The sequence below is a fragment of the Spirosoma jeollabukense genome (genome assembly GCF_054777855.1).
Window position 1 is genome coordinate 1,433,473 of the sequence record NZ_BAAHAD010000001.1, and the last position, 12,319, is coordinate 1,445,791.

Annotated in this window: 11 protein-coding genes; 5 read left to right on the plus strand and 6 right to left on the minus strand. The window is 49.1% G+C overall.

Annotation, left to right across the window (positions count from 1 at the left end; translation table 11 throughout):
* Nucleotides 1-77 precede the first annotated feature (77 nt).
* Nucleotides 78-1,103 carry a fasciclin domain-containing protein gene (locus tag ACYVEA_RS05865; protein ID WP_461112411.1) on the minus strand — a complete coding sequence of 342 codons (1,026 nt, stop codon included), beginning with the start codon at nt 1,101-1,103 and terminating at the stop codon, nt 78-80.
* 208 nt (nt 1,104-1,311) lie between these two features.
* Between ACYVEA_RS05865 and ACYVEA_RS05870 the strand changes: the two genes are divergently transcribed.
* Nucleotides 1,312-1,788 carry a hypothetical protein gene (locus ACYVEA_RS05870; RefSeq protein ID WP_461112412.1) on the plus strand — a complete coding sequence of 159 codons (477 nt, stop codon included), beginning with the start codon at nt 1,312-1,314 and terminating at the stop codon, nt 1,786-1,788.
* On the opposite strand, the gene ACYVEA_RS05875 is transcribed toward ACYVEA_RS05870, so the two are convergent.
* Entirely contained in the window at nt 1,780-2,628 is an 849-nt protein-coding gene (locus ACYVEA_RS05875) for a sterol desaturase family protein (protein ID WP_461112413.1), read from the minus strand. The two genes, ACYVEA_RS05870 and ACYVEA_RS05875, sit on opposite strands and share 9 nt — an antisense overlap.
* A 244-nt stretch (nt 2,629-2,872) precedes the next feature.
* On the opposite strand from ACYVEA_RS05875, the gene ACYVEA_RS05880 reads away from it, so the two are divergent.
* A complete protein-coding gene (locus ACYVEA_RS05880; RefSeq protein ID WP_093830503.1) occupies nt 2,873-3,388 on the plus strand; it encodes an acyl-CoA thioesterase in 516 nt (171 codons plus the stop codon).
* A gap of 99 nt (nt 3,389-3,487) precedes the next feature.
* On the opposite strand, the gene ACYVEA_RS05885 is transcribed toward ACYVEA_RS05880, so the two are convergent.
* The 3 genes from ACYVEA_RS05885 to ACYVEA_RS05895 form a co-directional block, all read right to left on the minus strand.
* The gene (locus ACYVEA_RS05885; protein WP_461112414.1) at nt 3,488-4,786 is read right to left on the minus strand and encodes a serine hydrolase domain-containing protein; all 1,299 of its coding nucleotides are present in this window, start codon (nt 4,784-4,786) and stop codon (nt 3,488-3,490) included.
* A 36-nt stretch (nt 4,787-4,822) separates the two neighbouring features.
* Nucleotides 4,823-5,332 (minus strand): hypothetical protein, encoded by a 510-nt coding sequence (locus ACYVEA_RS05890; RefSeq protein ID WP_461112415.1) that lies wholly within the window; start codon nt 5,330-5,332, stop codon nt 4,823-4,825.
* Nucleotides 5,333-5,478: 146 nt separating this feature from the next.
* Entirely contained in the window at nt 5,479-6,693 is a 1,215-nt protein-coding gene (locus ACYVEA_RS05895) for a PQQ-dependent sugar dehydrogenase (protein ID WP_461112417.1), read from the minus strand.
* Between the two features lie 442 nt (nt 6,694-7,135).
* On the opposite strand from ACYVEA_RS05895, the gene ACYVEA_RS05900 reads away from it, so the two are divergent.
* The 3 genes from ACYVEA_RS05900 to ACYVEA_RS05910 all read left to right on the plus strand — a co-directional run bounded on the left by ACYVEA_RS05900 (nt 7,136) and on the right by ACYVEA_RS05910 (nt 11,661).
* Nucleotides 7,136-8,776 carry a TldD/PmbA family protein gene (locus ACYVEA_RS05900; RefSeq protein WP_461112958.1) on the plus strand — a complete coding sequence of 547 codons (1,641 nt, stop codon included), beginning with the start codon at nt 7,136-7,138 and terminating at the stop codon, nt 8,774-8,776.
* A gap of 108 nt (nt 8,777-8,884) precedes the next feature.
* Entirely contained in the window at nt 8,885-10,225 is a 1,341-nt protein-coding gene (locus ACYVEA_RS05905; RefSeq protein ID WP_461112418.1) for a TldD/PmbA family protein, read from the plus strand.
* Between the two features lie 143 nt (nt 10,226-10,368).
* On the plus strand, nt 10,369-11,661 hold the full coding sequence (locus ACYVEA_RS05910; RefSeq protein ID WP_461112420.1) for an NAD(P)/FAD-dependent oxidoreductase: 1,293 nt from the start codon (nt 10,369-10,371) through the stop codon (nt 11,659-11,661).
* A gap of 88 nt (nt 11,662-11,749) precedes the next feature.
* On the opposite strand, the gene ACYVEA_RS05915 is transcribed toward ACYVEA_RS05910, so the two are convergent.
* Complete coding sequence (locus ACYVEA_RS05915; protein ID WP_461112421.1) at nt 11,750-12,262, minus strand: pyridoxamine 5'-phosphate oxidase family protein; 513 nt, start codon at nt 12,260-12,262, stop codon at nt 11,750-11,752.
* Nucleotides 12,263-12,319: the final 57 nt, after the last annotated feature.

Below are 12,319 nucleotides of genomic sequence, written 5' to 3' on the forward strand. Positions count from 1 at the left end.
CTGGTTTGCAGCCATTAAAAACAACACGAGACGCCTTACATAAGGCGTCTCGTGTTGGCATCGAAGTAACTTCCTGCTTAAGGCAGTAGAAGCCGGTCAATGATATGAATTACCCCGTTAGTCGCCGTAACATCGGGTCCTACAATGTTCGAAGCTGTGCCGCCATTGCTTTTACCCATAACAGTAATAGCGGTTGCACTAGATCCAATTGTGATCGTACCACCCGTAGATGTTGTCAAGCTGGAGCCGCTCGTTACCATGGGTGTATAGACGCGAGCGGGTACGACATGATACGCTAAAACCGCTTGTAAAGCAGTGACGGGTGTATTCGCAATCGTTGTTGAATCAAACCCTGATGCTTTAAACGCATTATCTGTTGGCGCAAATACGGTTAAAGGCCCTGTTGCACTCAGCGAGCTGGCGGTTGTCGCACCGGCTCTTGTTACAGCCTGTTGAAGCAGCTTGAACGAAATACCTGCCGTTGGGGCAAGTAGGGCATAAACTGTCGGAATCTGCGCTATTGTGTTCGGAATCGTGCCATAAATGGGTGGCAACAGGATACGATCTATCACATGAATCACACCGTTGCTAGCTTGTTGATCGGCAAGCAAAATATGTGCCCCATTAACTGATACAGCTGTACCAGATGAAGTAGCGGTTGTTAGCGCTACAGGCTTTGTGAAATACACCGAGCCCGTAGGAAACAGCGTTTGCTGAGCGGTATTCATTGCGGACGGGATCGCTGGTGCGGTTAACGTACTACCCAGCACATGGTACTGCATAACTGACTTCACCAAATCAGCAGGAGCCAGACCAATGACAGCTTCACTGGTAAGTCCAAAGGCCTTAAATGCATCATCTGTTGGGGCTAGTAAGGTGTAGGTCCCAGAAGCACCGAGCGTCACATCCAGACCTGCTTTTTTAAGAGCGGCTCTGAGTAAGGTAAAATTAGTACCGGAATTAATCGTTTCCGTAATTGTCGGGACTACAGGCGTAGTGGTATCGTCTTTTTTGCAGGACGAAAACGACAGTGTCAGTGCAGTGAGTGTGGCTAGTAAAAAGCCTGCTTTTCGCCCGGCGGGCAGAATTGAGTTGAGTTGCATAGAATTTGGTTAATAAGAGACAGAAAGGTATGTGCTACTACACCCTTTGGTAGAAGAACCGGCCTAAGACTATTTGGTTTACGAATCCCGGCCAAATGTACAGCAATTTACCCAGCGGTTGAACCTGAACCTTCATAGGGGCTCACTAGCTGGTTTAATAACGGATCATCCTGATAAAACTATTGTATTGAAAATTGGTTAAAAAGCGATGCGCCTTACTCTCATCGGACTCATCCTACTACTAACGGCTGGCTGTCGAAACACGTCATCAGACCAAACCGACAGCAAGTCAGCTACCGCCCAGTCAACTGAAACCACTACGTTACCGGCCACCGATACGTTATGTTTTCATCAAGTGATGAACCGCGACACAACGATCCTTCAACTGGTAGTCAATGGAAAGCAGGCCACTGGCTACGTTGATATCAAGCCTTTTGAGAAAGATCGGGCGCGGGGGCCATTCGCCGGAACCGTCGAGGGCGAACACATTCAGGCAGACTGGCAGCGGGCGGGGGAAGGCGTTACGCAACCCTACGCGCTCGACCTGACCCTTAAGGGCGATGCCATTACGTGGTATGAGGGCGAACGTATTGAAAAAGAAGGCAAATGGGTACTCAAACAACCCAATACTGGCTATCAATACGTATTGACAAAGACCGACTGTCTACCCAATTTATCAAGATAGCGTTTCGTCGGGCACCTTCTTCCCTACGGGCGGACGATACGTTTGAAAGGGCATTTTCAGCAGACTGCCAAGACGGGAATGTTCATGGGCATCAGGATGCGTATCGATGCCGTAGTGCAACTCGTTACCGGCCATTTCGTGATACGTACCAAATAGCCGGTCCCAGTATGGAAATATATTGCCGTAGTTGGTATTCGTAACAGGCAGTATGTAGTGATGATGCACGTGGTGCATGTTGGGCGTTACGATTACCAGACCCAGCAATCGGTCAGCCCAGCGAGGCAGTTCGATATTGGCGTGGTTAAACTGCGAGAGCAAAACCGAAAGCGCCTGGTACAGAAACACAAGCCACATGGGAGCGCCCACAATAAGCACGGCCAACGTAGTGAACGCGAACCGGACCACACTTTCGCCGGGATGGTGACGATTCGCCGTTGTCGTATCGACGTAGGTATCACTATGATGAATCAGGTGAAAACGCCACAAAAATTTAGTCTTATGCTGGGTCCAGTGAGCCAGCCAGGCGCCAATGAGATCTAGCCCAAGCAATCCGACAAGAGTCTGGGCCCAAAGCGGCAGAGCCATCATCTGCAACAGTCCAACCTGGTGGCGAACGGCCCAATCACTGGTTTGAAGCAGCATAAAGGCCAGCAGGAAGTTGACGACAATGGTGGTCAGCGTAAAGAATATATTGATACCTGCGTGATGGAGCTTTTTGTAGTTGAACTGAAATAGAGGCACTGCACTCTCAATGAGCCAGAAAATAGTAATGCCACCTACCAGAATCAAACTTCGGTGCAACGACGGAATATGCTCGAAATAGTTCACCAACTTCTCCATAAACGTTGTCTTGTTTTTTACAGGTATTATACAAATTTACAAGGAAACAGTGAAGATAATACGTAGCACAAACGGGTTTTTCAGCCTAAATTCAGCAAAGTTCATGGTTCACTTGCCCATGTCGGTTTTCAATGGTTGGTTTGCAGAAAAGTGAACAGTTAGCCGTTATCAGTAACCAGTTAGCAATAACCAGAAACCGATAAAGTATTGATGACTGATAACTGGTACTGATACCTAAAAAATCATGCCTCAACCCAAACGTGCCAGCGAGTCCATAACGGTTATGACCGAAATGGTGCTACCCAACGATACCAATACACTTCATAATTTGATGGGTGGTCGACTCCTTCACTTCATGGATATTGCGGCCGCTATTGCTGCCCAAAAACACTCCAACCGGATTGTCGTAACGGCCTCCGTCGACAATGTTTCCTTCGCCGAACCGATCAAGCTGGGCAATATCGTTACCATGAAAGCTCAGGTGACGCGGGCGTTCAGTTCCTCCATGGAAGTATTTATTGAAGTGTGGGCGGAGGATATTCCGGCGGGTATTCGGGTCAGTACCAATAGTGCATTCTACACCTTTGTGGCCGTTGACCAGAGCGGCCGACCTATTGAGGTACCAGCCGTTATACCCGAAACTGACGAAGAGAAAGACCGCTACGTCAGCGCATTACGTCGGCGCCAGCTACGTCTGGTCCTGGCTGGCCGCATGAATCCCGAAGAAGCAACCGAGTTGCGGGCGTACCTTAAAGTCTGAACCAGGATTTAGCTGATTTAGGGATTTACAGGATTTCGTTGGAAGAAAAATCAGATTAATCCCTAAATCAGCTAAATCCCGCGGGGCCGTCCCTACGGTTCATTTTTGTTCCTGCATCTGCGTAATGGCCTGATAGACCAGCACTTTAAATTTATCGGTCAAATCACCATAGCTATTTGGGTATTTTTGGGTGTAGATCAGCGCTACAATCCCTTCTTTCGGATCAACCCAGTAGGTCGTTCCGAAGATGCCGCCCCAATCGAAACTCCCGGTAGAAATGGGCATACGGGCAGCACTTCGTTCAGTGGCAATGCCAAACCCCAAACCGAACTTGTCGAGCCCATGATTCAGCTCGCCAATCTGGTTGGTCGTAATCAGCCGAACTGTCGTTGGACTGAGCAATCGCTGACCGTTGTATTCGCCCCCATTGAGCAGCATCTGCAGAAAAATAGCGTAGTCATACAGCGTCGATGACAGACCCGCCCCGCCCGAAAAATACGTACCGTTGACCTTCGGGTAATCGGGCGACATACCGAATTGCATAGCCTGACGCCGAACCATCCTGGTCGAATCTTCGGTATAGAGGACGGCCAACCGGTTTTGCTTAGCTGCAGGCAGATAGAAATACGTATCATTCATGCCCAAAGGATCAAACAACCGGGTTTTCAGAAACTGGTCGAGCGGCTGGCCAGACCAGATTTCGATAAGATATCCCAGCACATCGTCGCCAAGACTGTAGGTCCATCGCTCGCCGGGCTGATGCGCCAACGGCAACGTACCGAGGGTGTTCATTACCTCAGCGAGCTTGCGATTGGGCGTACCAATACCGCTTGGGATGTTATGTTTCGCGTAGATCGCATTCATTTCTTTGCTACCGATAACCGGATAGCCAACGCCCGACGTGTGAGTCATCAATTGCCGGATTGTGATCTCGCGCCTGGCCGGAACGGTCGTGAACGTGCTGTCTTTTTCGTTGAACTTGTCCAGCACCTTCGGGTTCCTGAAAGATGGTATGTATTTCGAAACGGGATCATCGAGCAGGAATTTTCCTTCCTCAAACAGCAGCATGGCCCCAATACTCGTGATAGCTTTGGTTTGCGAAGCAATTCGCACAATGGCATCACGCTTTAGGGGTGTTTTTGCCGCCATATCGTCCTGTCCGTAGGCTTTGTGATAGACGATTCGACCATTACGGGCAATTAAAACACTTACTCCTGCCTGCCGACCTTTGGCGATGTACTCATTGATAACAGCATCCATCCGTTGAAGTCGAGCCGTACTCATACCAACGGTTTCGGCCGACGCTTCCTTGAGAACGGGGCTTTGCGTGACCCGCGACTGGGCGTAGCCAGTCAGAAAAAAACCGGCCAACAGACCGGTTAGAATAAATCGTTTCATGAGAAAAGTAACCTGAAGGATTATAGGCGAAGATACTTATTTCTTCGTTGCTACAATTTCATACGTCTGCTTGTATTGCGCACCATTGCGTGTGGCCCGTGCTACCGAAGAGTACGAAAACAGTTTAGTATTGGGATCAAACACGCCAGTGGCGCTATAGTCAGAATCTACGGGCCTGGGTAATGGAATTGTATCCGTATTTTTATCAATAACGGCAAAATTTACGCCGTCTAAGTCGGCCGTAACGTTCAGCGTACGGTCGCCGGTACGATCACCTGTTGTTACAAGCTGAATATAAATTTCCTTCGGATTCGATCCTTTGGTAATCGTAGCGGTGGCCGTTCCGGCTTTCGGCTCGTCATACAAATCTTCGACGTTATAAATTGAATTTCGATACGTACCGGTATACGTACCAACGTACTGATCGCGGAGGTCAATATCGGGATCGGAGCCGCCCGATTTCTTGCAGGCCGTCGTTAGACCACCTATCACCAGCATAACAAGAAGCAGCTGGCGGAATGATCGGACGGTGTATGATTTAGCCATGTTTTCGTTTAGTCGATAGTTTGCGTTGACAAATTATCTATCAAACGCCGGATTGGGTTTTTCCAATATACATACAGCGAAAAGAAGACAGACGTACGTAGTATCAGGCACTAAAACCCACCCTAAAAATCCTCAAAGGCAAGCGCTTACTGAGCCTTTGCACGTCCTGTATAAGCCACGCGATAAATCACACCATTTGCATCATCAGTAACCAGCAACGAGCCGTCGGTATGCTGCGCAATACCACAAACCCGACCAAATTGCTCCTTATTATTACTGACCAGCCAGCCCGAAACAAAATCCTCGATACTCGTTGCCCGCCCCTGCTCATCAAAATGTACCCGTACAATTTTGTATCCCGATGGTTTGGCGCGATTCCAGGAACCATGCATGGTTACGAACGCATCATTCTGGTATTCTTTCGGAAAATTGTTTGTCGTACTGGCATTGAAAACCAGTCCCAAGGGTGCCGCATGAGCATCGTATAATTGAACGGGCTTGGTGGTTTTAGCTGCATACTGTTCAGGCGTTTCACCGGCAGGTTGTGGATGGGGAGGAAGTTTACCGTTCGCATAGACGTACGGCCAGCCATAATCTGACCCTTCTTTGATTTCATTCAGTTCTTCGCGCTGGTCTTCATCGCCAAGCCAGTCGATGCCATGATCAAATCCCCACAAGGCCCTGGTACGTGGGTGCCAGCCGAATCCGATCGTGTTGCGGAGTCCTTTGGCAAAAACCTTCCGCCCCGACCCATCTGTATTGACCTGCAATAACGTAGCAGACTCTTTATTACGCTCATCGCAGGCATTGCACGAGCTTCCGGCCGATAAATAAAGCTTTCCGTCGGGACTAAAATGGATGGTTCGGTTAGGATGCTGTCCAGCGTCGGGTAGGTCGCTATACAGCGTTTTCAGGTCACCCAACGTACCGTCCCCCTTAATATCAGCCACATACAGATCACGAATGGCCGCTATGTACAGTTTTCCGTCGCGTATGGCTAATCCATGCAGATCGGGTTTTTGAGCGACGTCCTTAATGAGTTCAGCTTTCCCGTCTTTGTTGGCATCGCGTACCAGCATAACCGTACCTTTTGTCCGATCAGAGACGTAAACGTCACCGTTGGGTGCTACGGCCAGCATACGTGGATTCCCAGTTTTTTCGGCAAATTTTGTAACCGTAAAACCAGTCGGTGCTTTCAGTTGCGCTATTCGGGCGTCCGTAGCTTCAACTTGCTGCGGCTTGAAAACATTAACCGGAAAGCCATCTTTAACGGTATTTTGGTAATCATTCTGTGCCATAGACGGCAACGTACCCAGCAAAAGTGCGAGGGTAATAGAAGAGAAAATGTATTGACCTTTCATAAGTTGAGTGTAAAAAAATAGACGGATTTATACTTGTAGCTAAAGCTGTCTATTGAGCATTAGTGTTGTAACCACTCGTTTTTGGTTCTTGTTATGAATCTTCCTTTTTAATCGGATAATGATACAACGTAGCCGTTTGCCTCGCTTTTCAGCTTAGTAACTATAGCCCTACCTAGGCTTTCTGTGGCCATATCCCGGCAAAATCTTTGGTTAGATAGAAAGTGTGTCCACCCTATAAACAAACTATTATTTTATTGTTCAAAGAAATACTAGAATTATGATTACAATTTACCGTAGTTTATTAAAATTTTATTTCGAATAAGTAAATAAATACATACTTTTCTTCGTAATTATAATTTTTCCTGTTCGGCAAATCCTTTTCTTCTTTAAAATTGAAGCCCGACAAATCAATACGTTATAAATCTATACGCAGGAAATGTCCTTGAATCGACGAGATTTTATGCAGGTGGCGGGTAAGGGTGCCAGTGCGCTCATGCTGGCCCAGCTTCCCACGTTCGGCCGCCTGGTTTCGGCAGAAGCCCTACTCGCTCCGGGTCTGGATGTATCGGTAAAAAAACGCCTGGCTGATGCCGCCCTCAATGCCGCCAAATCGAAAGGCGCGTCTTATGCCGACGTACGTATTGGCCGCTACCTGAATCAGTTCATCATCACCCGTGAAAACAAAGTTCAGAGCATCATCAATACGGAATCCTATGGGGTGGGCGTCCGCGTTATCGTGGATGGCTGCTGGGGATTTGCGGCTGTTAGCGATGCCAAAACGGAAACCGAGTTAGCCAAAGCGGCTGAAAAAGCGGTGGCCATGGCCAAAGCAAACGTGTTGCTGTCCGACGAACCCGTTAGGCTGGCTCCGCAGAAAGGTTTCGGGGAAATAAGCTGGAAAACGCCGATGCAGAAAAACGCATTTGAAATACCGATCAAGGAAAAGGTGGATCTGCTGATGACCGTCAACGGGGCCGCCATGACCAACGGGGCCAATTTTGTGAACTCGCAGTTCTTTTTCGTGAATGAGCAGAAGTATTTCGCGTCTACGGATGGCTCGTACATCGATCAGGACGTTCATCGGCAATGGCCGGGTTTTACGGTAACCGCTGTCGACCCTAAAACGGGCAAATTTGAAACGCGCGATGCGTTAAGTGCCCCGGTGGGAATGGGTTACGAATATTTGCAGGTCAATCCATCCGACAAAGTAACGGGCATCACGACCCGCTACAACAAAGGGTACGACATGCTGGAAGACGTCGTAGCGGCTGCTAAACAGGCCAAGCAAAAGCTCTCGGCAAAATCTGTCGAAGCCGGTAAATACGATCTGGTTCTCGACCCGTCGCACACCTGGCTCACCATTCACGAATCGGTGGGGCACCCGCTGGAACTGGACCGTGTGCTGGGCTATGAAGCTAATTTCGCCGGAACCTCCTTTGCTACGTTGGACAAGTGGAAAAGCAAAAACTTTAATTACGGCAGCAAACAAGTCGATCTCTTCGCCGACAAAACGCAGGTTGGTTCGCTGGGCGCCGTTGGCTACGACGACGAAGGCGTTCAGACCAAGCGCTGGGATTTGGTAAAAGAGGGCGTTCTGGTCAATTACATGGCCACCCGCGATCAGGTGCACATTGTGGGCGAGAATGAATCGCAGGGCTGCTCCTACGCTGATAGCTGGGGAACGGTTCAATTTCAACGCATGGCCAACGTATCGCTGGCGGCTGGCAAAGAACCACTGTCGGTTGATGAGCTGATCAAAGACGTCAAAAAAGGCATTTATATCATCGGCGATAGTTCTTATTCGATTGATCAACAACGCTATAACTTTCAATTCAGCGGTCAACTCGCCTACGAAATCAAGGATGGACAGATCGCAGGCATGCTCAAGGACGTAGCGTATCAGTCCAATACGCAGGAATTCTGGAACTCTTGTGTGAAGGTGTGCGACGAGCGTGATTTCCGGCTAGGCGGCTCATTTTTCGATGGGAAAGGGCAACCCATCCAGAGCAATGCGGTCTCGCACGGCAGCGCAACGGCTCGTTTCAATGGCGTCAATGTGATAAATACGGGAAGGAAAATTTAAAAAAGTTTACGGTTTATGGTATTCAGTTTACGGTGGGCTGACGCATCAGTATTTAGGCGTCAGCCCACCGTAAACCGAATACCATAAACCGTAAATCACAAGACTAAAATGGCAATCATCCTAACTGAAGCAGAGGCAAAAACGCTATTACAGAAGGCGTTGACGTATTCCAGAGCCAACGAGTGTGAAGTCAATTTGCAGGGCGAAGAGTGGAGCAACATCCGGTATGCGCTCAACAAAGTCTCGACCTGCGGTTCGAAAGTCTATAAAACCCTCTCAGTTCAATCGGCATTTGGCACAAAAGTCGGTGTGGCCACCATCGACGAATTCGACGATGCATCGCTGGAAAAAGTGGTACGTCGGTCGGAAGAACTGGCTCAACTGGCTCCTGAGAATCCCGAATACGTGGGTCTCGTCGGCCCCCAAAACTACCTACCTGCCACCGGTTTTTTCGACTCGACCGCGAATATGCAGGCCGTTGATCGTGCTAAAGCCATTGCCCAGAGTATCCAGATCGCCCGGTCGCAAAAGCAAACCGTGGCCGGTTATCTGGAAGACCGCGTTGGTTTTTCGGCGATGATGAATAGCAAAGGGTTATTTGCTTATTATCCGAGTACGAAAATCAATTTCAGCGCCACGATACGTACCGACAATGGAACCGGTTCGGGTTTTGCCGCCCAGGGCGTCAGCGATTTCTCGAAGTTGAATACGGCATCAGCTACGCAGACAGCGCTTCAGAAAGCACTCGGCTCGGTGGGTGCCAAAGCGATTGAGCCGGGCAAATACACCGTTATTCTGGAACCGCTGGCCGCTGCGGTCATGCTGGAACACTTGTTTCGAAGTCTGGATGCCCGTAGCGCCGACGAAGGTCGTTCGTTCCTGAGCAAATCCGGCGGCAAAACAAAACTCGGCGAACGTATTGTCGACGAGCGGGTTACGATTTACTCCGACCCAACAAACACAGAGCTACCCGCATCGCCCTGGGGATCGGACGGCCGGGCGCAGGAGAAAATCAACTGGATTGAAAAGGGCGTTATCAAAAACCTGTCGTATTCGCGGTTCTGGGCGCAGAAAAAGGGCGTAAAGGCCGTATCTGCCCCCACCAATTTCATGATGGTGGGCGGGAGTGCTACGTTAGACGAGCTGATTAAAAGCACACAGCGCGGGGTTCTGGTCACTAAATTCTGGTATATCCGCTCCGTTGACCCGCAATCACTGCTGGTTACCGGTCTGACTCGTGATGGTACGTTCTACATCGAAAACGGGAAAATCAAGCATCCGGTTAAGAACTTTCGTTTCAACGAAAGCCCGGTTATCATGCTCAACAATCTCGAAACACTGGGGAAAGTAGAGCGTGTCGTCAGTAGCGAAGGCTCCTTCACGAACTACCTCATTCCAGCGATGAAAATCCGGGAGTTCACGTTCACCTCGCTTTCAGACGCGGTGTGAGTGTCTATGAAGTAAACCGTATTTACCCCCAACCCCCTGAAGGGGGCTTTGCTGGACTATACTCGACGTAAGCCCTCTTTAGGGGGTTGGGGGTAAATCATAAAATACCTTCTTCTCTTTTACAATCACTTATCAGCAGCAACATGGCAACCGACGGGCAGAGCGAAAGCAAAGGATGTATTAATCGACGCCAGTTATTAAAGTTTGGTGTTCAGGGAACAGCATTAGGTGCATTAGGTACGGTCCTACCCGGTTCAGCGCAAGCCAGTGTTGCTACGTTCATTAAAGAGCCGGCCAAAAATGGCAAAATTGTCGTCGTCGGGGCTGGTGCGTTCGGCGGCTGGACGGCCTTGCATTTACTACATAAAGGCTATACTGTAACGCTCGTTGACCAATTTGGTGCGGGTAACAACCAGTCGAGTTCGGGTGGGGAAACGCGGTTGATTCGAGCGTATTACGACGACCCCGTTTACGTCGATATGGCCATGCGCGCCATGACCCTCTGGAAAGAAAACGAGCCCAAAATGGGCCATAAAATGCTGCATCAGAATGGCTTATTACTCTTCAATTACCCGTCCAGCAAGGCAGAATCGGAAGCGGCCATTTCAATCTATAAAAAGGCAGGATTACCCCTTGAAAAAGTAGGTCTGGACGATGCCGTCAAACGGTGGCCACAGATTGGCACCGAAGGACTCGACCACGTCCTGTATGACCCGACAGCCGGATATCTGGATGCGCGCAAAGGTTGCCAGGCCGTTTTTGATCTGTTTCTGAAAGAAGGCGGTACGTTTGTGCAGCAACAGGTGAAGCAGGAATCCATTAAGAGCGGCAGAGCAACATCAGTAACCCTTGCCAATGGCAACGTATTGGAAGCGGATCAGTTTGTGTTTGCCTGTGGTCCGTGGCTGGTACGTCTTTTTCCGGAACTCACAAAAAAGCTCAAAGTAACCCGCGCTCTATGCTTTTTCTTCGCCACGCCACCCGGCCAGGCTGACTTAATGGAGAACAAATTACCTACCTGGATGGACCGGGATATGACCGGGCCTTTCCGCTCATTTGGCGTGCCGGGCAGTGATTCGCGCGGGTTCAAAGTCGGCTTAACGCCCCCCGATAATAACGTAACCGACCGATTTGATACGTATCACCGGTATGCTAAACCGGAAGAACTAGACATGGCGCTGGGCATAATAAAACGGCGGTTTCCAAAAATGATAGATCAGCCCGTGATTGAGCAACGGGTTTGTCAGTATACCACCACCCCCGACTCCGATTTCATTCTGGATACCCATCCCGAAGCCGACAACCTCTGGGTGATGGGTGGCGATTCGGGACATGGTTATAAGCAAGGCGCTTCTTTCGGCGAACTGGCTGCAAATACCGTAGCTGGCGAAAAAGATAAGATGAAAAAGTTTGCGTTAAAACGACTGATTGGATGAAATCAAGCCACCTGTAAAAGCACAAAACGGCGCTGGAAAAGTGGGCAAAGTGCCACCTTATCAGCGCCGTTCCTAAAGCGTAAACTTACTACTGTGGCTCATCGCCGAACTTTTCGTTACGGCCCGTTTTGTCGGTATTTCCCGTCAAAGCTCCTTTCGCCATCTCAAATAATTTTACCATTTTCCCGCCCGGCCGATCCCAGTATTCGCCGGCATGGGTAGTAACTTTCAATAAGGCAAGGTTGGGATCGTCTTTTCCATTGGGAAACCATGTTTTTAACATGTCACTCCACAACTGATCGATTTTGGCTTGGTCTTTCACCACTTCGGCATACCCGGATGTGGACACGAATACTTCCGAATCAGGATCCGCAAAGCCAAGCGAAATGCGATCGTTTTGCCGAATTTCGTTTACTTTATTCGAGTTATCGTATGTGAAGAACCACATCGTACCATCGGCCTCTATCTCGTGCGTTGCCATAGGTCTTGTGTGAAAATCACCATCTGGCTCAAGCGTTGTCAACATGGCAATGCGGATATCCTTGATTTTATCTTTAAGCGTTTCCAGTTCAGCTGGATTCAATGTGCGTTGAGTTTGCATGTGATTTCTGATTTCGTTGTTTTGTCAAAATCATATGTTGAAGAATAGGGTTTATAA